A 20,454-nucleotide genomic window follows, 5' to 3' on the forward strand; every position below is an offset into this window, starting at 1 on the left:
GGCGGCAGGGGTCAGCGCCCTTCGGCGGTGTCGTTTCGCCGAACGTCGTTTCTCGGAACGTCACTTCTCGGGACGTCGTTACTCCGAGCATCGGATCCGGAAGTCCGGCCGGGCTCGGCGTCCTTCCCCGGCTCGCGGGTTCGCGCGTCCGGATCGACCTTGTCGGCACGGTGGAACTCCTGGGTGAGTTCGTCGCGCGACGTCGCGGCGTCGTTGTGGTGGGCGGCCGCCTGTTCCTTCAGACCGGCCGCCTGTGCCGCCTTGATATCGGCCTCGGCGGCCGCTGCCCGGGCTTTGGCCGCGGTTTCGTCGGCGAGCGCTTGGCGGCGGCCGACCTCGTGGGACCGCTCGGTCGCCTTCGCCCGGATCTCCGCGGCTTCCGTGCGGCGGTGTTCCCTACGTTGGGCCACGGCCACGCGGGCCAGCGCGGCGATGACCAGGATCGCCACAACCACGACAACAACGATCACGACGATCGTGGTGGTACTCATCTCGACTCCTCGAACTCGCTCGGGGTTCCGGCGTGCGGCCGGCACCGGTACCGGCGTCGGAAGTAATGGCGTCAGTAGTAATGGCGCCGCCCGCCGACGGCACGACCCATCGACCCCATGGCCAGCAGCACCAGACCGATGACGAGGACCACGATTCCGATGATCCAGATGATGTGGATCTTCAGCAGAAAACCGACGACGAGGAGAATGATTCCGAGAATGATCATGGTCGACACCTGATTCGGCGAATGAGCGACGGGCCTGTACCGGGCACTTCGACGGTCTGCAAAGCTACCCACCGGCTACACGCTGTAGAACTTACACAACCACCGCGAACGCACCCTGTCAACGGTGTTCGGCTCCGGCCCGCAACCCGGTTCTGCGGCCGCGGCGACCGGTGGTCCCGATGCGGATGCCCGGCGCAGCGCAGGTCCCGGTCATCGGGAACCGTACCGCCGTGAGCGCCGGTCAGCGGGACGACATCTGCTCGAGAACCGCGCACGTTCCTAGCGTCGAAGGCGGAGAAACAGGTCTCCGGCGAAAGGTATCCGACTGTGACCCCCGAGACGACATCGTCCACTGGGAATATCCGTACCGGCGTCGATGTGGTGATCGTCGGCGCAGGCATCGCAGGGCTCTACGCGATTCACCGGCTGCGCGGGCAAGGCCTGCGCGTGCGGGCGTTCGAGGCGGGCGACGGCGTGGGTGGAGTGTGGTATTGGAACCGCTACCCGGGCGCGCGCTGCGACGTCGAGAGCGTCGACTACTCGTACTCGTTCGACGAAGCCCTGCAGCAGGAATGGAACTGGAGCGAGAAATACGCCACCCAGCCCGAGATCCTGTCCTATCTCGAACACGTCGCCGACCGCTACGATCTGCGCCGCGACATCGAATTCGGCACGCGGGTAACCGATATCGTGCTCGACGAGAGCACACTGCACTGGCGGGTCCGCGTCGACAGCGGCGCCGAGGTGACGGCGCGGTTCGTCGTGCTGGCCACCGGTCCGCTGTCGAACGCCAATACCCCCGACATCGACGGCCTGCCGACCTTCGCCGGCCGGCTGCTGCACACCTCCAGCTGGCCCGCCGATGGTGTCGACCTGACCGGGCAGCGCGTGGGCGTCATCGGCACCGGATCCTCGGGCATTCAAGCGATTCCACATCTCGCCGAGCAAGCGCAACGGCTGTACGTTTTCCAGCGCACGCCCAATTACAGTGTGCCCGCGGGCAATACGCCGTTGGACGAGAAGACGCGCCACGAGCAGAAAGCCGGCTATCCGGAACGGCGGCGGCTGTCGATGACCAGCGGCGGCGGTTCACCGCACCAGCCGCATCCGAAGAACACCCTCGAGGTCTCCGCCGAGGAGCGCCGCGCCGCCTACGAAAAGCGTTGGCAGCTGGGCGGTGTGCTGTTCAGCAAGACGTTCCCGGATCAGATGGTGACCGCCGAGGCGAACGAGCCGGCGCGCCTGTTCTGGGAGGAGAAGGTGCGTGCGGTGATCGACGATCCGCGCGTCGCCGACCTGCTGATCCCGCGCGACCATCCGATCGGCGCCAAACGGATCTGCACCGACACCGACTACTACCAGACCTTCAACCGCGACAACGTCGAACTGGTGGATCTGCGCACGACACCGATCCAGCGGATCGACGCCACGGGCGTGCACACCACCGACGCGCACTACACGCTCGACACCCTGGTCCTGGCCACCGGATTCGACGCGATGACCGGATCGGTCGCGAAGATGAATATCGTCGGCCGCGGCGGCGAAACCCTGAACGAGGCATGGCGCGAGGGCCCGAAAACCTATCTCGGCCTGGGCATCAGCGGCTTCCCGAATCTGTTCAACCTCACCGGGCCCGGTAGTCCCTCGGTGCTGGCCAATATGGTGCTGCATTCGGAATTGCACGTGGACTGGGTGGCCGATGCGATCGACTTCCTGGACCGCCGCGGCGCCGCCGCGCTGGAGGCACGGCCCGACGCGGTCTCGGCCTGGGTCACCGAATGCGCCGAACGAGCCGCGAAAACTCTGATGCCACAAGCAAATTCGTGGTATCTCGGCGCGAACGTCCCGGGTAGACCACGAGTCTTCATGCCCTTCGTCGGCGGCTTCGGCGTCTACGGCGAGATCATCGCCGAGGTGGCCGCGGCCGAGTACAAGGGCTTCGACGTCATCGACGCCCCCGCGGACCTCTGGTAGCGGCGATGTCTTCGCCTGCGAAGGCCCGGCCGGCTGCCTCGAGGCCGCCGGCCGGGCCTTCGATCATTTCGAGGCCGTCGCGAAAACTCGGAAACAGGGCTCAAGCTCGGATCACGTCGATGTCGACGGGCACCGGGTTGCTGACGATGTCGCGGACGGGCGAGTAACGGGTGAGGCCGGCGAGCTCGGCGAACTGGTTGTCGTCGAAGTCGCCCTCGGCGGTGATAGCCACGCGGATCTGCTCGTAGCCCGGGCGGACAGTGCCGTCGAGCCCGAGGAAGCCCTGCAGGTCCAGCTCGCCCTGAACCGCGCATTCCAGACTCTTCACCGCGATACCGCGGGCAGCAGCGTGGTAGATCATCGTGCCCGTCAGGCACGCGGCAAGGGCGTGCAGGAGGTATTCGCCGGCGTTGGGGGCGCGATTGCGACCGAGCAGGACGGGCGGCTCGTCGGAATCCAGGGTGAACGGCTCGGTGCGGGTGGTGTCTTCTCGGCCGGTGCCGTAGAAGCCTTTGATGGCCGTCCGGCTGTAGCCGCCATCGATCCAATGGTTGTCGGCGCGGAACTGGAACCGGGCCAGCGAGGGATCGGCGCTGACGGCGTCGATCGTTCCTGCGAGTTGATTCACGTCGACGCCGTTGACGGTGGTGGTGACATTCATGATGGGCTCCTGGTGTGCGGTCTGAACGAATGCGGGACCTGTCGATCCATTTAGTTAGCACGATCGATCGTGCTAACTCCGACAGTACGACCGTTCGTGCTAACTTGTCAATATGACGACAGAAGCGAGGACCCCGCGGCGCGCACGGAGCGACGGCGAGCGCACCCGCAGTACGATCCTGCGGGCTGCCGCGTCGTTGGCCACCGTCGACGGACTGGAGGGACTGTCCATCGGCAACCTGGCCGCCGCGATCGGAATCAGCAAGAGCGGCCTCTACGCGCACTTCCGCTCCAAAGAGGAGCTTCAGCTGGCCACTGTGGCCGAGGCGGAACGGATCCTCACCGAAGAGGTCGTCCAGCCGGCGCTCGCGGCCCGCCCGGGCCTGGACCAGCTCGTGGCGGCATGCGAGGCATTCCTCGGCTATGTCGAGCGCAAGGTGTTCCCCGGCGGATGTTTCTTCGCCGCGACATCCCTGGAGATGGGCACGCGCCCCGGTCCGGTCAAGGACCGGCTCACCGCCATTCAGTCGGATTTCACCGCGCTGCTGCGGTCCTGCGCGGTTACCGCACTGGCGCAACAGGAATTGCCTGCCGACGAAGACCCCGACCTGCTCGCGTTCGAACTACACGCCATCCTGCTGGGCGCCGACACCAAATTCGTCCTGTACGACGACCCGGCGTATCTGGCCATGGCCCGCAATGTGATCCGCCGACGGCTACGACTGGACCAGCGCGACACCCCCGGCGGAAACCGACTCCGGTAGCCGAGGCAATCCGGCCGGTGGGCGCGACCGGTCAGCCCGCGGCGAACAGATCCGTCTCGAGGGCTCCCGGTCGCGCGCCGCTGCGGATGAACCATTCGGTGCCGAACGCCCGCGCGAACGCCGGGTCCGGCATCGCGAGGAAGAAGGACTGCTCGTCGATCTGGCTGCGGTGCGCCCGCATGGCCTCGCGCTTGTGGTCGAGGTAGGCGGATACGTCGACCGCCGTGGTCAGCAACGATTCCGGCTTCCCGAATTCGGCGACCTCGCGGATATCGGGCGGCTCGATCCCCAGCGTCCCGGCCTGTTCGGCCATCTCCGTCATCCCGCGCACGACCTCGTCGCGATTCATGGTGCTCTGGAAAACCCGTGGGGTACCGGCGAGTTCGGCGGCGCGCATGCCGACGCGGTGGACCTGGATATGGTCGGGGTGACCGTATCCGCCGTTGTCGTCGTAGACGGTGAGCACCTCGGCGTCCTCCTCGGCGAGGATCGCGGCCAGCCGCCGTGCGGCGTCCTCGACGGGAGCGGTCCAGAACGAACCGGCCGCGTCGTTGGTGGACGTCCCCATCATCCCCGAGTCGACGTAGCCGAGGAACTCCACCCGCGCGACGCCGAGAATCTCTGCGGCGGCGTGGGTTTCGCGCACCCGCCGCTGCCACAACTGTTCGCCGTCGTCGAGGAAACCCTCCGGCACCTCCCCGTGCTCGCCGCGTGTCGCGACCACGAGAACCACTCGGTGACCCTGCTCGTACGCCTTGCGCATCACGCCGCCACAGGTGATCGCCTCGTCGTCGGGATGGGCGTGGAAACTGACCAACGTTGCCATGGCGCCACGCTACGTGACGGCTCGCGGCTCAGCCGGTCACGGCGCCGTGGGCGGCGGAGCTGACCAGCTTGCGGTACTTGGCCAGCACTCCCGAGGTGTACTTCGGCGCAAGCGGTTCCCAGCCGGCCTTGCGCGCGGCGAGTTCGGCCTCGTCGATCTCGACATCGAGAATGCGGTTGGCGACGTCGAGGACGATCGGGTCGCCGTCGGCGACGAAGGCGATCGGCCCCCCGTCCACGGCCTCGGGTGCGATGTGACCGACGCACAAACCGGTGGTGCCGCCGGAGAACCGGCCGTCGGTGAGCAGCAGCACGTCCTTGCCCAGGCCGGCGCCCTTGATCGCGCCGGTGATGGCGAGCATCTCGCGCATACCGGGCCCGCCCTTGGGACCTTCGTAACGAATGACGACCACGTCACCCGCGCCGATCGTGCCGTCCTCGAGCGCGTCCATCGCGGCGCGCTCGCCATCGAAGACCCGGGCGGTGCCGCGGAAGACATCGGAATCGAATCCGGCGCTCTTGACCACCGCGCCCTCGGGCGCGAGGGTGCCGTGCAGGATGGTCAGCCCGCCCGTCTTGTGGATGGGCCGGTCGAGCGGGCGGATCACGTCACCGTCGAGACCCAAGTCGATATGCGCCAGATTCTCGGCCATGGTCGCGCCGGTCACGGTCAGCGCATCGCCGTGCAGCAGCCCTGCGTCGAGCAGGGCCTTCATTACGACCGGGATGCCGCCGACCCGGTCGACATCGTTCATGACGTAGCGACCGAACGGCTTGAGATCGCCCAGATGCGGCACCTTGTCACCGACCCGGTTGAAGTCGGCGAGGGTCAGCTCGACTCCGGCCTCACGGGCGATGGCCAGCAGATGCAGGACGGCGTTGGTGGAACCACCGAGCGCCATGACGACGGTGATGGCGTTCTCGAACGCCTCGCGGGTCAGGATGTCGCGCGCGGTGATGCCGTTGCGGAGCAATCCGACCACGGCCTCACCGGACTTGCGGGCGTATTCGTCGCGGCGACGGTCGGGCGCGGGCGGGGCGGCCGAGCCGGGCAGGCTCATGCCGAGCGCTTCGGCGGCCGAGGCCATGGTGTTGGCGGTGTACATGCCGCCGCAGGCGCCCTCGCCCGGACAGATCGCCCGCTCGATCCGGTCGACGTCCTCGCGGCTGATCAATCCCTTCATACAGGCGCCGACCGCCTCGAAGGCATCGATGATCGTGACGTCGCGGCCGTCGACATTGCCCGGCAGCGTGGAACCGGCGTAGAGGAACACACTCGCCAGATCCAGGCGGGCGGCGGCCATCAGCATGCCCGGCAGGCTCTTGTCGCAGCCGGCGAGCAGGACCGATCCGTCGAGACGTTCGGCCATCATGACGATCTCGACGGAATCGGCGATGATCTCGCGACTGACCAGCGAGAAGTGCATGCCCTCGTGGCCCATCGAGATGCCGTCGGAGACCGAGATCGTGCCGAATTCCAGCGGGTAGCCACCACCTGCGTGCACACCCTCCTTGACCGCCTTCGCCAGGCGATCGAGCGACAGGTTGCACGGCGTGATCTCGTTCCAGCTGGAGGCGACGCCGATCTGCGGTTTGGCCCAGTCGTCGTCGCCCATACCGACGGCACGGAGCATGCCGCGGGCGGCGGTCTTCTCCAGCCCGTCGGTGACGTCGCGGGAGCGAGGCTTGATGTCGTGCGACCTGTCGCGATCGTGTGCCATGCGGCAAGCCTACGACCGGCGCGAACCCCCGACCGGTTGGCCGGCCTCGGCGCGTGGCGGGGCGAGACCGTTCGGCGCACAGGCGTCCACTCAACAGGCGAGCGAATCTGATCGCAGCGCGGCACGCCCGGGCAGGGGCAGCCGATTCATCAGAACCTCGAGAATCCTGTGTACGCGCGCTCGACGGTGGTATACCACCGCACGTAGGCACAGGCATTTCGAGTGTACGGGTGTACACGGAAGTGAGGGCTTCCATGGATCTACTGAAGTGGAGTAAACGGCCTGCCGCCGACGTCAGCGCGAAGAAGCCGCGAGTCAACGTCGTGCGCGGGCTGGTGGCGCGGGCCACCACGCCACTGCTTCCCGACGACTACCTCCGCCTGGTCAATCCGCTCTGGACCGCCCGCGAGCTGCGGGGCAAGGTCGTCGACGTCGTCAAGGAGACCGCCGATTCGGCCACCGTCACAATCCGTCCCGGCTGGGGGTTTCCGACCACGTACACACCGGGACAGTACGTCGGCATCGGGCTGCAGATCGGCGGCCGCTGGCATTGGCGTTCGTATTCGCTGACCTCGATCGGCGGGGCCGACGACAAGGACATCTCGATCACGGTGAAGGCGAATCCCGACGGGTTCCTCTCGACGCATCTGGTCGACGGTGTCGCACCGGGCACCGTCATCCGGCTGGCGGCGCCGAAGGGCGATTTTCATCTCCCGGAGCCGGTGCCGGACAAACTGCTGTTCGTCACCGCGGGCAGCGGGATCACACCGGTGATCGCGATGCTGCGCGCGCTCGAGGCGCATGAGCAGGCGCCCGACATCTGCCACATCCATTCGGCGCCCACCCGCGACGACGTCATCTTCCTGGACGAGATGCAGAGCCGTGCCGCCGACTCCCCCGGCTACGACCTGACTCTCCAACTCACCCGGGAGATGGGCAATTTCGACGCGGCACGCCTCGACGAATGGGTGCCCGATTGGCGCGAACGCCACTGCTGGGCGTGTGGCCCACCGGCCCTGCTGGACGAGATGGAATCGCACTACGAGTCCGGCGGCCTGCGCCACCGCCTGCACACCGAGCGGTTCACCATCGCCCGCACCGACCACGGCGGTGAGGGCGGCACGGTCTACTTCGCCGCATCCGGGAAGAAGGCGGAGATCGACGGCGCCACCACACTTCTCGAAGCAGGAGAAGAGCTGGGCATCGGAATGCCCTTCGGATGCCGGATGGGCATCTGCCAAACGTGTGTCGTGCCGCTGGCGGGGGGATATGTGCGCGATCTGCGCACCGGCGCGGAGCGACGCGAAGGAGAACGAATCCAGACATGCATCAGCAGCGTGTCCGGAGAATGCACCCTCGATCTGTAGGAGCCCTTATGGCCATCACCGATATCGACGCCTACGCCCATCTCACCCCCGAGGACATCGAGGCGCTCGGCGCCGAACTCGACACCATCCGCCGCGATATCGAGGAGTCCCGCGGCGAACGGGACGCTCGCTACATCCATCGCACCATCGCCCTGCAGCGTGCCCTGGCGGCCGGTGGACGGGTGACACTGATGTTCAGCAACCGCAAGGTCGCATGGCTGGCCGGCACGGCGATGCTCGGGCTGGCCAAGATCATCGAGAATATGGAGCTCGGCCACAATGTGATGCACGGGCAATGGGATTGGATGAACGATCCGGAGATCCACTCCTCGTCGTGGGAGTGGGACACCACCTGCCCCAGCGTGCAGTGGAAGCATTCGCACAATTTCGTCCATCACAAGTACACGAATGTCGTCGGCAGGGACGACGATGTCGGCTACGGAATTCTGCGGGTGACCCGGGACCAGCGCTGGGAGTGGTGGAACATCGGAAATCCGGTGTACAACCTGACATTGGGGACCTTGTTCGAATGGGGCGTCGCGCTGCACCACCTCGAGGTGGAGAAGATCCGCCGCAAGGACAAGACCTGGCGGCAGGCGTTCCGGGATCTGCGCATCATCGGCACGAAGGTCGGCAAACAGGCGGCCAAGGATTATCTGATCTATCCGGCGTTGTCGGGACGCAACTGGAAGACGACGCTGACCGCCGACGCCACCGCCAATCTCATCCGCAACTACTGGGCCTACATGGTCATCTTCTGCGGCCACTTCCCCGACGGCGCGGAGAAATTCACCACCGAGGAACTCGCGGAGGAGGATCAGCCGCGCTGGTATCTGCGACAGATGCTGGGGTCGGCCAACTTTCGCGCCGGGCCGCTCATGCGCTTCATGAGCGGTAACCTCAGCCACCAGATCGAGCACCATCTCTTCCCCGACCTGCCGAGCAACCGGTACGAGGAGATCGGCGTCCGGGTCCGGGAACTGTGCGACAAGTACGACCTGCCGTACACGACCGGTTCGCTCGGCCGCCAATACCTGCAGTCGTTCCGGACGATCGCGAAACTGGCGCTGCCCAACGCGCTGCTCACCGCGAGCTCCGACGATGCTCCCGAGACCGCGTCGGAGTTGCGGTTCGCGATCCGCGACGGGATGCGTGCACATTTCGGCGTCGACCCCGAGACCGGTAAGCGCCGGGGGCTGCGCACTGCGCTGCGCGAACTGAAGCAGGCGCCGGTGCGAGCGGCGTCCTGACCGCGGGGTGCCGACACCACCCACATCGAACGCCGGCCCGCCGCCGGGTGGAGGCCCGGGAGCGGTTCGGCGTTCGATGTGCGTCAGCCGATGTCGTAGACGTAACTCGACCGGCCGTCGGGCAGTTGCTCGAATTTTCGTAGTTCGAGCCGATGACGGACATTCGCGCTCGCGAACAGGGCCGGGCCGTTGCCCGCGATGAGCGGGTAGACGATCAGTCGCAGCTCGTCCACCAGGCCCGCGTCGAGCGCGGCGGCGGTGAGGGCGGCGCCACCCATGAGGTAGATGTCCTGTCCCGGTTGCGTTTTCAGTGCCGCGACCTCGTCGAGGCCGCGCAGAAATCGCGTATTCGCCCACGCGGCCGCACTCCGGGTTGCCGAGACGACGTAATGCGGTGTGCGACGGGCGAATTCGGCCCATTCGAGCTCGCCCGGAGTCGGCGCCGAGCCGGTCTCGGGCAGGGGCTTGCCCGGGTCGTCGCCGATCGCCGTCCAATACGGTTCGTATCCGTCGTACATCCGGCCGCCGAGCACACAGGCGTCGATCTGGGGCGTCAGGCCGTAATCATCGGACCAGCCGTGCACCCAGTCCGCATACCCCTGCGCCCCTTCGTATTTCCCGTCCACCGAGATCTTCATCGCCGCGATGAGCTTGCGCATGCCGCTTCTCTCCTTTCGTTCGGTCGCGGTGTGGCACGTCTGCGGTGCGGTCACGGCAGTGCCGTCAGTCCGTCGGCGGTGAGCCGATAGGACGCCGCGGGCTCATCGACGGAGGCGAGTTCGAGCAGAGCCGCCCCGGCGATCTCGGGAGTGAGTGGCTCACCCAGCCGATCGACGTACTCCTGCACGCTCTGGCCGGCGCGGGCCGCGTAGGCGCGCACCGCGGGCAGGCCGAGGCTCGTGGCCGGAGTGATCTGCGGCAGGACCGCCGTGAAGGTGAGGTCCGAGCCGGCGCGCCGGGCCTCGTCCTGGGCGTAGCCGGTGATGAACCGCTGCGTCGCCTTGGCGCCGGCGTACCCGCCGCTGAGCGGCGAACCGTTGACGGCGGCGCCGCTGCTGACGACGATCACGCGACCGCCGGGCGGCAGCGGAGTCAGCAGGGCTTCGCGCAACCAGTGAAAGGCTATGCGCACGTCGGTATTCCAGTTCGCCGAGAACGTCTCCCAGGTGTGGTGGTGCAGCGGGCGCGGGAGCGGGGCGGCACCCGCCACGATGATGACGGTGTCCGGACGGTGGCGGTCGAGCAGTGTTCCCGGCACGGTCGGATCGGCCGCGTCGGCGACCTCGATATCGATGCCGGACGTCTCGGCGGCCAGTTCTCGCAGCGCGGACTCCGTGCGCGCCACGGCCACGACCGCCGCACCGGTGCGCGCGAACGCCACCGCGATGCCCCGGCCCAGGCCGCGGCTGCCACCGACGACCATCGTGCGGCGGGACGCGTTCATGACGCCACCGCCACTGCCTGCACGGAAGCGGCGTTCGCTCGCTCCAGGCTCTTGACGACTCCCTCGTCCCACCCGGGCGCGATCGCCCCGGACATCGGGTCGGGGAAGATCTCTTCCCGGCCGTCCGCGAGACCGGACAGGATGGCGCGGGCCACCGCCGCGGGCTCGGCTTTGGGAATGTCCCATCCGCGGATCATGTCGGTATCCACCGGTCCGGGCAGTACGGCGTGCACGCCGACGCCGTGCGCGGCCGAAAGGAACCGCAGCGACTGCGTCATCGAGAAGGCGGCGGCCTTGGAGATGGCGTACGCAGGGGTGACCGGCACGGTCGCCAGCGCGGCCAGCGAGAGCACGTTCACGACGGCCCCGCCGGCTTCGCGCAATCGCGGGAGGAAGGCGTCGGTGACCCGATACGTGCCGAACAGATTGACCGCCAGATGAGCCTCGATGGCGGCCGCGTCGGTCAGGTCGTCCGGCGTGGAGACGCCCGCGTTGTTCACCAGGACGTCGAGCGAGCCGACCAGGTCGGCTGCGGCGCGGATCTGCTCGGGATCGGTGATGTCGAGCCGCACCGGAGTGATCCGCGGGTCCGGATGCTCGACCGGACGGCGGGCGGCGGCGTACACCCGGTCCGCACCGCGGTGCAGTGCCTCGTCGACGAGTGCGCGCCCGAGGCCGCGCCCGGCGCCGGTGACGAGTACCGCCTTGCCGGCCAGAGTGGTTGGGACGGACATGGTTTGCTCCTGTTCGGTGTCTGCGATGTGTCCACCTGTGTGACGCACGCCGGCCCGTTCCGTCATCGGTGACGTCGGCGCGTCACCGCGGACAGCACGAGCGGTTCGGAGCCGGGATTGAGCAGCCGTCGCACCGGCACGGCGGCGGGCGCGAGGACCGCTCCGGCGGCGAATCGAGCCCGCCGGCCACTGCGGCATTCCAGCTCGAGTTCGCCGCTGGTCACCACGACGAGGGCGTCGGCCCAGTCGGCGGCGAGGTAATCGAGTGCCTCCCCCGGCCGCAGGACCACGCTCCAGCGCCGCACGCGCCGAGAGTCCATCAGCTCTGGGACGGCAGGGCGGACGGCAACGCGAACGCGGCGAACAGCTCCGGCTGGTGGAACAGCGCGATCTCGGCCAGCGAATCGCCGTCGACGGTCAGCACCCCGATGGCGAAGGCATCGAATGCGTTCGCGCCCGGTTCGCGCCAGTACAGTCCGAACGCCGGTTGCCGGTTGGCGCCCGTGGGCAGGAGCCGCCAGCCGCTGCCCATCTCGCCGAACACGTGGTCGGTGAGAAATGCGCCGATGTCGCGGCGACCGGCGAACCAGACCGTGCCCGGCGGCATGATCAGCGCGGCGTCCTCGCGCAGCAGGGCGACGAGTGCGGCCGGATCGGCGCTCTCCCACGCGGTGATCAGCTTCGCCAGCGCCCGGCGTTCGGATGCGGTCGAGGCGGGACGCCACCGATCCCGTTGTGCGGGAAGATGTTCCGACAGGGTGGCATGGGCCCGTTGCAGCGCGCTGTTGACCGCCGCGCGGCTGACTCCCAGTGCGGCGGCGGTGTCGGCGACCGACCAGTCCAGCGTGTCCCGCAGGATCAGAACGGCGCGCTGGCGCGCGGGCAGCCGCTGGATCGCGGCCAGGAACGCCAGCTCGATCGTCTCCCGCGCGGTGACGACCGCTTCCGGTTCCTCCCCCGGGGCGCCGCCTACGTTCAGCAGCCGATCGGGATAGGGCTGCAGCCACGGCACGTCCACCGAGGCCAGCTCGTAGCGATGCGGGTCCGCCGGGCCGGCCAGATCCACCGGCCACGCCCGTGCCTTGCGCCTTCTCAGCGCGTCCAGGCAGGTATGGGTCGCGATCCCGTACACCCAGGCCCGCAGCGGAGCGCGGCCCGCGTAGGAGTCCAGCCGCGACCATGCCCGCAACAGGGTCTCCTGCACGGCGTCCTCGGCATCTTCGACCGAGCCGAGCATGCGGTAACAATGCACCTGCAGCTCGTGCCGCAAAGGCTCGACCAGATGCGCGAACGCGGCCTGGTCGCCCTCGCGCGCTGCCTCCACTTTCCGATCCATACCTGTATGACGCATCCGGGCCCCATCGGTCATCGGTCTGCCGAAAACAATAGTAGACAGTTTTTCAAAAGTGTTTACTGCCGTGTATGCGAAACAGACACAGCGGCAATCCCTTCGCGGAGTCGCCCGCCGACATCGCCGCCGCACTCACCGATCTGTCCGTGCCGGCATTGCTGCTGTCGTGCATCCACACGGCCCCTCCGGACCGGCGTCGCGCGATTCTGGACGGACCGCTGCGGCCCGCCGGGTCGATGCTCAACGAATTCCAGGGCTTCATGTCGGACTCGACGCCGCGATCGTGATCAGCGCCGTGGGACAACTCAATCGGCCGTTCGTTCCCGATGTGCCCGGCGAATTCGCCGGTCCGGCGTTTCACACCGCACGCTGGCGCCACGATATCGATCTATCCGGTAAGGATGTCGTCATGGTCGGCGCCGGCGCACCGGATTCCAGCTCGCACCCGCCATCACCGACCGGGTGGAATCGCTCACCGCGCCCACCGGCAAACGCGCCTTGCAGGACAACGGCAGCTGGCTGCGCACGCTGCGCCGCGACCATGTGCATCTGGTGCGCGCCGGCGCGCAGCGCCTCACCGAGGACGGAATCGTCGACAGCACAGGCACATTCCATCGCGCGGATGTGATCGTCTGGGCAACCGGCTTCCGGCCCAACGACTTTCTCACACCGCTGCGCGTCACCGGGCGCGACCTGCACCGGTTCTGGGGCGAACGCCCCCGCGCCCACCTCGGCGTCACCGTCCCCGGGTTTCCGAACTTCTTCCTGCTCTACGGTCCCGGCACCAATCTCGCCAGCGGTGGCAGCATCATCTTCGCCGCCGAATGCGCGGTGCGCCTGATCATGTGCTGTCTGCGCTTGCTCACCACGAGCGATGGTCGCCGCATCGAGGTCCGCGCCGAGGCCTTCGACGCCTACACCGCCGAGGCCCGAGAGGAGATGTCGCGCAAGGTCTGGGCATCGCCGCATATCGCACACAACTACTACCGCGACGACGCGGGCGAGGTCACCGGGCTCAATCCGTTCCGCCTCGTCGACTACTGGAGATGGACCAGCGCACCGGACCCGGGCGAGTACGAAATCGGTTGAGCCGGGACACCACTCGGACGCATGACCAGGTGCGGGACGGGTGATCAGCGAGATGTGAGCGACAGCGCATTGTGTGCGACGCCTCAGCGCGCGAGGGGCGACTTCCGGTTTAGCCGTGGCCGATACCGGTCATTCTGCGCACGACGTTCTCGGCTCTATACGCAGGGTCGGCTCGCTGTGTGTCGGTATGAAGAGGTCACGCCATCCATGGCTCCCACCCCCACTGGCCGCAACGACAACGATCCAACCGCCCACGTCGCGGTGCGGAATGCGTTGTCGCAGGCCTTCGAATTGGTCGACGCGATGCTCCGGTCCGAATGCGCGGACCCGGAATACCCGAGCGCCGGCGCGATATCCAGCACGCCACACCGCGTGCACGGCGGTCGCGGTAGCGGCCTCGCCGCGCTCCCCCGTGGTGCCGCCCTGCTCCAGCGCGTCGAGCGAGCGGTGCAGCGTTGCATCGGTCACACCCAGTCGCGCAGCATCGTCGCTCTGACCGGATCGGCGGAGCGGGTGCCGGACGCGGTGGCCGACCATGTCGAAGCCGTAATCGCCGATACCGTCGCCGCTGTCGTCGCGCACGCGGACGTCGCGGCAGTCGTCGTCACCGTCACCGTGGCCGACGCGCTCACCGTCACCATCGACACCTTGGACACCACCGGTACCACGACGGCCGACATACTTCCGGCGGCCACGGTGGCGACCGTGCACGCGCGGGCTCACGACGTCGGCGGCTGCTGCCGAGTGTTCCCCGGTGGCCGGGTCTCCTGGACGGCACCGCTGCCGCCGCCCGGCAAGGACTCCACCACCTATCCGAACATGTTCTGACGCAGCGCGATTCGCGCGGTGGGTCAGGGCGGCGGCTGCTGCCGGGTGATCGTGTCGCGCAGATGGTCGCGTTCGACGGTCAGTGCGGTGTTGTGCGCACGCAGGGCGCTGTTGTCGTCCTCGAGGTCGAGAATCCGCGCGATGGCCGACAGATGGATGCCCTGGCGGGTGAGAGCGGTGATGCGCTGCAGCCGGGCCAGGTCGTCGCCGCTGTAGCGCCGGGTTCCGCCCGCGCTGCGCGCAGGGGTGATCAGGCCGTGCTGCTCGTAGAGGCGCAGGGTGTGGATTTCGATACCGGTGAGCTCGGCAGCCACCGAGATCGGATACACCGCCTGGCCTGAACCCGGCAGATGTCCCTCGCGCCGATCCGCACCCATCCTGCTCCCTTCTCCGTGCGGCAACCAGTTTATCTCTCACCACTCCTTGCACTCTCCTTGCCAGAGTGCTAAATAAATCTGTGTCAGGTAACAGAGGTTATCTGAGGTTCCTTCGAGTGATATAAGGAGTGAACTGGAGGTGGCGACCATGCTGATGCGCACCGATCCGTTTCGTGATCCCGACCGTCGGACGCAGCAGGTGTTCGGCACGCAGGCTCGACCGGTAGCGATGCCGATGGACGCCTGGCGCGAGGGCGACGAGTTCGTGGTGGAGTTCGATCTCCCCGGCGTCGACCCCGATTCGCTGGATGTGGATATCGAACGCAATGTGGTCACGGTGCGGGCGTCGCGCCCGGAACTGGACGCGGGCAGGTCGACGATCGCGGCCGAACGCGTCCGCGGGGTGTTCCGGCGCCAGGTGATGCTGGGTGACAGCCTCGACACCGATCACATTCGCGCCGACTACCGCGACGGCGTGCTCCGAATGCGAATCCCGGTGGCGGACAAGGCCAAACCACGCAAGATCAACGTCGACCGGGTCGCCGGCGACCGGCAGGCGATCACGGTCTGAGCCCGCATCGATCAGTCCTGGACTCCGCACGCCGATGACGACTACGACTGCCTCGCCTGCCGACCACACTCGCGACCTCGAGCCGGATGCGGTCGTGCACTGGCCCGACCCCAGCCCACTGCAGTCGTGGTGGGACACCGTCATGCGTCCCGCCCGCCGCGCCTTCGACCCCACGGAGAGGAGGGAGTTCTCGTGCCGATAATGCTCGCGCTGACCGGTGGCGCCGGCATCGCCGCAGCCGTGGCCATCGCGTACGCCACCGTCGCGGCGACCTACTGGTGGGAGATGCGCACCTCCCGGCCCGACTCCGGCGCCGGCCCGGCGGCCGACATCGACGGTGACAACCGGCGCGGACGTTCGCGCACCCGATCGGGTCTGCCCGCCGCAGCGCACCGATCGGGTGGCGCGTAATCCGTCGGATCCGCTGCTCGGATGGCTATGCTCGGTTCGACTGTGGCATCGGCGGGTTCGGGGCGGTCGCCGGCGCCGCGACAACCGCGAGTGACCGAGGAGCCCCGGTGACCGTCATCCACAACCTGCCCGCGCACGTGCTGTTCGTTCATTTCATCGTGATCCTGGTGCCGTTGACCGCGATCCTGGAAATCGTGTGCGCGCTGTGGCCGGCCGCGCGCCGCGGCCATCTGGTGTGGCTGACGCTGACACTCGCGGTGATCGTCATGGTCCTGACGCCGATCACCATTCACGCCGGCCAATGGCTGTACAACCTGCGCCGCAATCCCGAGGAGATCCTGCGCGAACACGCCGAACGCGGTGAGACGATGCTCTACTTCGCCATCGCCCTGCTGGTCGTCGCGGTGGCTTTGGCCGGGCTTCACCTCGCCGAACGCCGCGGCGCCGATCTCCGCACCCTGATCACGGTGACTGTCGCCGTCTTCGCCGTGGTCGTCGCCGTCGCCTCGATCGTGCAGACCTACCGGGTCGGCGATGCCGGATCGCAATCGGTCTGGGGCGACGAGATCGCACGTCTGCAGAAGAACCGCGGCGACTGACCGACACCGCTTCGGCACAGCTGCCGCCGGAGCGATCAGCTACCCGGGGACGCCAGCATTCGTGCGCGGCGGGTGAGGGTCGCGCCGATGCCGTCCGCGGCCGCCCGCACCGATGCCACGTGACTTTCCGGGTGGAATCGGTGTGACGCGCCGGCGATGCTGATGGCCGCGACCACGGTGTCGGCCTCGCGCACCGGCGCCGCCACACACACCAAACCCGGTGCCGATTCCTCGAATTCGTAGGCCACGCCCTCGGCGGCGATCCGGTCGAGTTGCGTGCGCAACGTGCCGGGCAGCACGATCGTGCGTGGAGTGTGGGCGGGCAGCGGGCCGCTCAGCACGCGGTCGCGCAGTGACCGATCGGCATGAGCGAGCAGCGTTTTCCCGATCGCCGTGCAGTGCACCGGCATTCGGCCTCCGATCCGCGACGGCGCACTCGCCTGGCGCCGCCCGCCGATCTTGGTCAGATACACCACGTCCGTACCGTCGAGGACGCCCAGATGCACGGTCTCGTGGATGCGGGCGTTCAGTTCCTCGAGGAACGGGATCGCGACCTCGAGCAAACTCCGCTCCACGGAGGCGCGCATTCCGAGTTCGAACAGGTGGCCGCCGAGGCGATAGCCGCTCTCGGTCCGTTCCAGCAGCCGGACGGTGACCATATCCGCGAGGACCCGGTGCAGGGTCCCCTTCGGCATCCCGGTGCGCCGGCCGATCTCGGCCAGACTCAGGACGCCGTCGTCGATCGAGAACGATTCGAGCACGGCCATCACCTTGCCCAGCACGGTCGACCCGTCGACCGGCCGTGCGCCGATCCTCGCCGACTCCGCCGTACTCACCCGGCCGAGCTTACCCGGGGTTCCGCTCAGTGGAACGAAATGCTGGTGCGGCACTGCGCTCCGCCGCGACAGTGAAGGCTCCCCGTTCACCTACTACGCCAGGACCTTGGATGCCGACCTCACGACTCGACGACCGAACCACCGCGGCGACGACCGCCGCGGCACAACGGCTCAGCACCGCGGCGCGAACCGCCATCCCCTGCCGCCCCGTGCGCGACCTGATCGGGACCGACGACGTGACCGCCGCCTACGCGGTGCAGGCGCAGTCGACCGCCGAACGGGTCGCGGCGGGGGCCACGATCGTCGGCCGCAAGATCGGGCTGACCTCACCGGCGGTGCAGCAGCAACTCGGTGTCGACCAACCCGATTTCGGTGTCCTGTTCGACGACATGCGCTTCCGGCAGGACACGCCCATTCCCGCGAGCCGTCTGCTGCAACCGAAGGCCGAAGCCGAGGTCGCGTTCGTGCTCGCTCACGACCTCGCCGACGGTCCACTCGACGACGACCAGGTGCGCGCCGCGGTCGACTACGCCGCGGCCGCGCTGGAAATCGTCGACAGCCGAATTGCCGACTGGGATATCACCTTCGGCGATACCGTCGCCGACAACGGTTCCAGCGGACTGTTCGTCCTCGGATCGCAGCGCCGCACCCTCGACGAGTTCGAACCCGTATCGGCACGGATGACCATGTCCATCGACGGCGTCGAGGTGTCCACCGGGACCGGAGCGGCCTGCCTCGGCGACCCGCTGCACGCGCTGGCATGGCTGGCGCGCACCGCCCGCGAATTCGGCGAACCGCTGCGTGCGGGCCAGGTGATCCTGTCCGGCGCGCTCGGCCCGATGGTCCCGATCACCGCCCCCGCAACCGTCACGGCCGAGATCTCCGGGCTCGGCTCGGTGACCGCCGTCTTCATCGAGGAGTGACAACCATGAGCGACGAACGTGGCGCCGTCAAGGTGGCCGTCATCGGATCGGGCAATATCGGCACCGATCTGATGATCAAGGTCATCCGGCATTCGACCGTGCTGGAAATGGGCGCGATGGTCGGCATCGATCCGGAATCCGACGGTCTCGCCCGGGCCCGGCGGCTGGGCGTGCCCACCACCTCCGAAGGTGTGCAGGGGCTGTTGCGATTGCCGAACTTCGACGAGATCGAGGTGATCTTCGACGCGACCTCGGCCAAGGCGCACGCGGCCCACGCGGCGGTCCTCGAGCCGCTCGGCAAACGCCTCGTCGATCTCACTCCGGCCGCGCTGGGGCCCTTCGTCGTCCCGGCGGTGAATCTGGACGAACACCGGCACGCGACCGACGTCAACATGGTCACCTGCGGCGGGCAGGCCACCATCCCGATCGTCGCCGCCGTCTCGCGCGTCGCACCGGTCGCCTACGCCGAGATCGTCGCGTCGATCGCCTCGAAGTCCGCCGGCCCGGGGACGCGGGCCAATATCGACGAGTTCACCGAGACCACCGCGCACGCGGTGGAGACCGTGGGCGGGGCCCGCCGGGGCAAGGCGATCATCATCCTCAATCCGGCCGAACCGCCGATGATCATGCGTGACACCGTGCTCTGTCTGACCACGGCGCCGGACGCCGCTACGCAGGAGGCGATTCGCGCATCGATCGAGCAGATGATCGCGCGGGTCGCCACCTATGTGCCGGGCTACCGGCTCAAACAGCAGATCCAGATCACCCCGATACCGGCGGACCAGCCGGTGCACACCCTGCAGCACGCCGACGGCGGTCCGGCGCCGACGCACCAGGTGAGCGTCTTCCTGGAAGTGGAGGGTGCGGCGCACTATCTGCCCGCCTACGCGGGAAATCTCGACATCATGACCTCCGCGGCGATGCGCTATGCCGAATCGGTCGCCGACACGATCGCCGCCCCGGCAGAACAGGGAGCCTCGCGATGACCACGCAACTGTTCATCCAAGACGTCACGCTCCGCGACGGTATGCACGCCGTACGCCACCGCATCACTCCCGACGACGTCGGCGCGATCGTGGCGGCGCTGGACGCGGCGGGAGTCGACGCCGTCGAGGTCGCCCACGGGGACGGGCTCGCCGGCGGCAGCCTGAACTACGGCCCCGGCAGCAATACCGACTGGGAGTGGATCGAGGCCGCGGCCGCCAACCTCACCCACGCCCGGCTGACGACCCTGCTGCTGCCCGGCATCGGCACCATCGACCACCTCGAGCAGGCCTACCGGCTCGGCGTCCGCTCGGTCCGCGTCGCCACCCACTGCACCGAGGCCGACGTCTCCGCCCAGCACATCGGCAAGGCCCGCGAACTCGGCATGGACGTCTCCGGGTTCCTGATGATGTCGCATATGGCCGAACCCGAGCAGCTCGCCGAACAGGCCAAGCTGATGGAAACCTATGGCGCACAGTGCGTTTACGTGACCGACTCCGGCGGCCGGTTGACCCTGAACGGCGTGCGCGACCGTGTGCGCGCCTATCGCCGCGTCCTCGATCCGGCTACCGAGATCGGCATCCACGCGCACGAGAATCTCTCGCTGTCGGTCGCCAATTCCGTTGTCGCCGTGGAGGAAGGCGTCACCCGCGTGGACGCCTCGCTCGCCGGGCACGGCGCGGGCGCGGGCAACTGCCCGATCGAACCGTTCGTCGCCGTCGCCGACCTGTACGGCTGGAAGCACAACTGCGATCTGTTCGCCCTCCAGGACGCCGCCGACGATCTGGTGCGGCCGTTGCAGGATCGCCCGGTGCGGGTGGACCGCGAAACGCTCACCCTGGGATATGCCGGTGTGTATTCATCGTTCCTGCGCCACGCCGAGGCCGCGGCGCAGCGCTACGGATTGGACGCGCGCACCATCCTGCTCGAGGTCGGCCGGCGCGGACTGGTCGGCGGTCAGGAAGATCTCATCGTCGACATCGCACTGGATCTCGTGGGCGAAACCAGCGCCGCGACCGCCTGAAAGG

General features: G+C 68.0%; 25 protein-coding genes. 13 read left to right on the plus strand and 12 right to left on the minus strand.

Going from position 1 to position 20,454, the window contains the following annotated elements; translation table 11 throughout:
- Nucleotides 1-11: 11 nt before the first annotated feature.
- Complete coding sequence (locus NN2_RS14895) at nt 12-491, minus strand: hypothetical protein (RefSeq protein ID WP_063014066.1); 480 nt, start codon at nt 489-491, stop codon at nt 12-14.
- Nucleotides 492-562: 71 nt separating this feature from the next.
- The gene (locus tag NN2_RS37745) at nt 563-718 is read right to left on the minus strand and encodes a DUF6131 family protein (RefSeq protein ID WP_086006941.1); all 156 of its coding nucleotides are present in this window, start codon (nt 716-718) and stop codon (nt 563-565) included.
- 327 nt (nt 719-1,045) lie between these two features.
- Between NN2_RS37745 and NN2_RS14900 the strand changes: the two genes are divergently transcribed.
- Complete coding sequence (locus NN2_RS14900) at nt 1,046-2,692, plus strand: flavin-containing monooxygenase (protein ID WP_063014068.1); 1,647 nt, start codon at nt 1,046-1,048, stop codon at nt 2,690-2,692.
- A gap of 100 nt (nt 2,693-2,792) precedes the next feature.
- On the opposite strand, the gene NN2_RS14905 is transcribed toward NN2_RS14900, so the two are convergent.
- Entirely contained in the window at nt 2,793-3,353 is a 561-nt protein-coding gene (locus NN2_RS14905) for an OsmC family protein (RefSeq protein ID WP_063014070.1), read from the minus strand.
- Between the two features lie 112 nt (nt 3,354-3,465).
- On the opposite strand from NN2_RS14905, the gene NN2_RS14910 reads away from it, so the two are divergent.
- A complete protein-coding gene (locus NN2_RS14910; protein ID WP_063014072.1) occupies nt 3,466-4,116 on the plus strand; it encodes a TetR/AcrR family transcriptional regulator in 651 nt (216 codons plus the stop codon).
- Nucleotides 4,117-4,147: 31 nt separating this feature from the next.
- Here NN2_RS14910 and NN2_RS14915 read toward each other — a convergent pair whose 3' ends face one another.
- Together NN2_RS14915 and ilvD are read right to left on the minus strand one after the other, a co-directional pair.
- Nucleotides 4,148-4,942, minus strand: coding sequence for a PIG-L family deacetylase (locus tag NN2_RS14915; RefSeq protein ID WP_063014074.1), 795 nt, complete (start codon nt 4,940-4,942; stop codon nt 4,148-4,150).
- A 28-nt stretch (nt 4,943-4,970) separates the two neighbouring features.
- Nucleotides 4,971-6,662 carry a dihydroxy-acid dehydratase gene (ilvD, locus tag NN2_RS14920; protein WP_063014076.1) on the minus strand — a complete coding sequence of 564 codons (1,692 nt, stop codon included), beginning with the start codon at nt 6,660-6,662 and terminating at the stop codon, nt 4,971-4,973.
- A gap of 254 nt (nt 6,663-6,916) precedes the next feature.
- Here ilvD and NN2_RS14925 point away from each other — a divergent pair, with 254 nt between their 5' ends.
- Nucleotides 6,917-8,029, plus strand: coding sequence for a ferredoxin reductase (locus NN2_RS14925; protein WP_063014078.1), 1,113 nt, complete (start codon nt 6,917-6,919; stop codon nt 8,027-8,029).
- Between the two features lie 8 nt (nt 8,030-8,037).
- On the plus strand, nt 8,038-9,279 hold the full coding sequence (locus tag NN2_RS14930; RefSeq protein ID WP_063014080.1) for a fatty acid desaturase family protein: 1,242 nt from the start codon (nt 8,038-8,040) through the stop codon (nt 9,277-9,279).
- A gap of 83 nt (nt 9,280-9,362) precedes the next feature.
- Here the strand turns inward: NN2_RS14930 and NN2_RS14935 are convergent, their stop codons facing one another.
- From NN2_RS14935 to NN2_RS14955, 5 genes are all read right to left on the minus strand, one after another.
- Nucleotides 9,363-9,938 carry a dihydrofolate reductase family protein gene (locus NN2_RS14935; RefSeq protein WP_063014082.1) on the minus strand — a complete coding sequence of 192 codons (576 nt, stop codon included), beginning with the start codon at nt 9,936-9,938 and terminating at the stop codon, nt 9,363-9,365.
- 50 nt (nt 9,939-9,988) lie between these two features.
- Nucleotides 9,989-10,723, minus strand: coding sequence for an SDR family NAD(P)-dependent oxidoreductase (locus tag NN2_RS14940; RefSeq protein WP_063014084.1), 735 nt, complete (start codon nt 10,721-10,723; stop codon nt 9,989-9,991).
- Nucleotides 10,720-11,457: an SDR family NAD(P)-dependent oxidoreductase gene (locus tag NN2_RS14945; RefSeq protein WP_063014086.1), complete on the minus strand. Its 738-nt coding sequence runs from the start codon at nt 11,455-11,457 to the stop codon at nt 10,720-10,722. The genes NN2_RS14940 and NN2_RS14945 overlap by 4 nt, the downstream gene beginning before the upstream one ends.
- Nucleotides 11,458-11,519: 62 nt before the next feature.
- Nucleotides 11,520-11,762 carry a hypothetical protein gene (locus NN2_RS14950; RefSeq protein ID WP_218022026.1) on the minus strand — a complete coding sequence of 81 codons (243 nt, stop codon included), beginning with the start codon at nt 11,760-11,762 and terminating at the stop codon, nt 11,520-11,522.
- Nucleotides 11,763-11,776: 14 nt separating this feature from the next.
- On the minus strand, nt 11,777-12,793 hold the full coding sequence (locus tag NN2_RS14955) for an RNA polymerase subunit sigma-70 (RefSeq protein ID WP_063014090.1): 1,017 nt from the start codon (nt 12,791-12,793) through the stop codon (nt 11,777-11,779).
- A gap of 86 nt (nt 12,794-12,879) precedes the next feature.
- Here NN2_RS14955 and NN2_RS14960 point away from each other — a divergent pair, with 86 nt between their 5' ends.
- From NN2_RS14960 to NN2_RS14970, 3 genes are all read left to right on the plus strand, one after another.
- Nucleotides 12,880-13,095 carry a hypothetical protein gene (locus NN2_RS14960; protein WP_063014097.1) on the plus strand — a complete coding sequence of 72 codons (216 nt, stop codon included), beginning with the start codon at nt 12,880-12,882 and terminating at the stop codon, nt 13,093-13,095.
- A 175-nt stretch (nt 13,096-13,270) separates the two neighbouring features.
- On the plus strand, nt 13,271-13,897 hold the full coding sequence (locus NN2_RS14965) for an NAD(P)/FAD-dependent oxidoreductase (RefSeq protein WP_063014099.1): 627 nt from the start codon (nt 13,271-13,273) through the stop codon (nt 13,895-13,897).
- Between the two features lie 207 nt (nt 13,898-14,104).
- Nucleotides 14,105-14,725, plus strand: a complete 621-nt coding sequence (locus tag NN2_RS14970; RefSeq protein WP_063014101.1) for a hypothetical protein — start codon at nt 14,105-14,107, stop codon at nt 14,723-14,725.
- A gap of 23 nt (nt 14,726-14,748) precedes the next feature.
- Here NN2_RS14970 and NN2_RS14975 read toward each other — a convergent pair whose 3' ends face one another.
- Complete coding sequence (locus NN2_RS14975) at nt 14,749-15,102, minus strand: MerR family transcriptional regulator (protein ID WP_063014103.1); 354 nt, start codon at nt 15,100-15,102, stop codon at nt 14,749-14,751.
- 133 nt (nt 15,103-15,235) lie between these two features.
- On the opposite strand from NN2_RS14975, the gene NN2_RS14980 reads away from it, so the two are divergent.
- The 3 genes from NN2_RS14980 to NN2_RS14990 all read left to right on the plus strand — a co-directional run bounded on the left by NN2_RS14980 (nt 15,236) and on the right by NN2_RS14990 (nt 16,683).
- Nucleotides 15,236-15,673, plus strand: coding sequence for an Hsp20/alpha crystallin family protein (locus NN2_RS14980; RefSeq protein WP_174554972.1), 438 nt, complete (start codon nt 15,236-15,238; stop codon nt 15,671-15,673).
- Between the two features lie 192 nt (nt 15,674-15,865).
- Nucleotides 15,866-16,084 carry a hypothetical protein gene (locus NN2_RS14985; RefSeq protein ID WP_146098738.1) on the plus strand — a complete coding sequence of 73 codons (219 nt, stop codon included), beginning with the start codon at nt 15,866-15,868 and terminating at the stop codon, nt 16,082-16,084.
- Nucleotides 16,085-16,191: 107 nt separating this feature from the next.
- A complete protein-coding gene (locus tag NN2_RS14990; RefSeq protein ID WP_063014108.1) occupies nt 16,192-16,683 on the plus strand; it encodes a DUF2231 domain-containing protein in 492 nt (163 codons plus the stop codon).
- A gap of 35 nt (nt 16,684-16,718) precedes the next feature.
- On the opposite strand, the gene NN2_RS14995 is transcribed toward NN2_RS14990, so the two are convergent.
- Nucleotides 16,719-17,450, minus strand: coding sequence for an IclR family transcriptional regulator (locus NN2_RS14995; RefSeq protein ID WP_063014191.1), 732 nt, complete (start codon nt 17,448-17,450; stop codon nt 16,719-16,721).
- Between the two features lie 179 nt (nt 17,451-17,629).
- Between NN2_RS14995 and NN2_RS15000 the strand changes: the two genes are divergently transcribed.
- Genes NN2_RS15000 through dmpG form a run of 3 tightly spaced genes read left to right on the plus strand, consistent with a single transcriptional unit; the run spans nt 17,630 to nt 20,450 of the window.
- The gene (locus tag NN2_RS15000; RefSeq protein ID WP_063014111.1) at nt 17,630-18,442 is read left to right on the plus strand and encodes a 2-keto-4-pentenoate hydratase; all 813 of its coding nucleotides are present in this window, start codon (nt 17,630-17,632) and stop codon (nt 18,440-18,442) included.
- 5 nt (nt 18,443-18,447) lie between these two features.
- Complete coding sequence (locus NN2_RS15005; RefSeq protein WP_063014112.1) at nt 18,448-19,428, plus strand: acetaldehyde dehydrogenase (acetylating); 981 nt, start codon at nt 18,448-18,450, stop codon at nt 19,426-19,428.
- The gene (dmpG, locus tag NN2_RS15010) at nt 19,425-20,450 is read left to right on the plus strand and encodes a 4-hydroxy-2-oxovalerate aldolase (protein WP_063014114.1); all 1,026 of its coding nucleotides are present in this window, start codon (nt 19,425-19,427) and stop codon (nt 20,448-20,450) included. The genes NN2_RS15005 and dmpG overlap by 4 nt, the downstream gene beginning before the upstream one ends.
- Nucleotides 20,451-20,454: the final 4 nt, after the last annotated feature.

Source organism: Nocardia nova NBRC 15556 (assembly GCF_001613005.1).
Lineage (GTDB): Bacteria > Actinomycetota > Actinomycetes > Mycobacteriales > Mycobacteriaceae > Nocardia > Nocardia nova.

Excerpts from the sequence above, each read along its gene's own strand:
- NN2_RS14895 (WP_063014066.1), bottom strand. The coding sequence starts at position 491 with ATGAGTACCACCACGATCGTCGTGATCGTTGTTGTCGTGGTTGTGGCG.
- NN2_RS37745 (WP_086006941.1), bottom strand. The coding sequence starts at position 718 with ATGATCATTCTCGGAATCATTCTCCTCGTCGTCGGTTTTCTGCTGAAG.
- NN2_RS14905 (WP_063014070.1), bottom strand. The coding sequence starts at position 3,353 with ATGAATGTCACCACCACCGTCAACGGCGTCGACGTGAATCAACTCGCA.
- NN2_RS14910 (WP_063014072.1), top strand. The coding sequence starts at position 3,466 with ATGACGACAGAAGCGAGGACCCCGCGGCGCGCACGGAGCGACGGCGAG.
- NN2_RS14915 (WP_063014074.1), bottom strand. The coding sequence starts at position 4,942 with ATGGCAACGTTGGTCAGTTTCCACGCCCATCCCGACGACGAGGCGATC.
- ilvD (WP_063014076.1), bottom strand. The coding sequence starts at position 6,662 with ATGGCACACGATCGCGACAGGTCGCACGACATCAAGCCTCGCTCCCGC.
- NN2_RS14925 (WP_063014078.1), top strand. The coding sequence starts at position 6,917 with ATGGATCTACTGAAGTGGAGTAAACGGCCTGCCGCCGACGTCAGCGCG.
- NN2_RS14930 (WP_063014080.1), top strand. The coding sequence starts at position 8,038 with ATGGCCATCACCGATATCGACGCCTACGCCCATCTCACCCCCGAGGAC.
- NN2_RS14935 (WP_063014082.1), bottom strand. The coding sequence starts at position 9,938 with ATGCGCAAGCTCATCGCGGCGATGAAGATCTCGGTGGACGGGAAATAC.
- NN2_RS14940 (WP_063014084.1), bottom strand. The coding sequence starts at position 10,723 with ATGAACGCGTCCCGCCGCACGATGGTCGTCGGTGGCAGCCGCGGCCTG.
- NN2_RS14945 (WP_063014086.1), bottom strand. The coding sequence starts at position 11,457 with ATGTCCGTCCCAACCACTCTGGCCGGCAAGGCGGTACTCGTCACCGGC.
- NN2_RS14955 (WP_063014090.1), bottom strand. The coding sequence starts at position 12,793 with ATGGATCGGAAAGTGGAGGCAGCGCGCGAGGGCGACCAGGCCGCGTTC.
- NN2_RS14960 (WP_063014097.1), top strand. The coding sequence starts at position 12,880 with ATGCGAAACAGACACAGCGGCAATCCCTTCGCGGAGTCGCCCGCCGAC.
- NN2_RS14970 (WP_063014101.1), top strand. The coding sequence starts at position 14,105 with ATGGCTCCCACCCCCACTGGCCGCAACGACAACGATCCAACCGCCCAC.
- NN2_RS14975 (WP_063014103.1), bottom strand. The coding sequence starts at position 15,102 with ATGGGTGCGGATCGGCGCGAGGGACATCTGCCGGGTTCAGGCCAGGCG.
- NN2_RS14995 (WP_063014191.1), bottom strand. The coding sequence starts at position 17,450 with ATGGCCGTGCTCGAATCGTTCTCGATCGACGACGGCGTCCTGAGTCTG.
- NN2_RS15000 (WP_063014111.1), top strand. The coding sequence starts at position 17,630 with ATGCCGACCTCACGACTCGACGACCGAACCACCGCGGCGACGACCGCC.
- NN2_RS15005 (WP_063014112.1), top strand. The coding sequence starts at position 18,448 with ATGAGCGACGAACGTGGCGCCGTCAAGGTGGCCGTCATCGGATCGGGC.
- dmpG (WP_063014114.1), top strand. The coding sequence starts at position 19,425 with ATGACCACGCAACTGTTCATCCAAGACGTCACGCTCCGCGACGGTATG.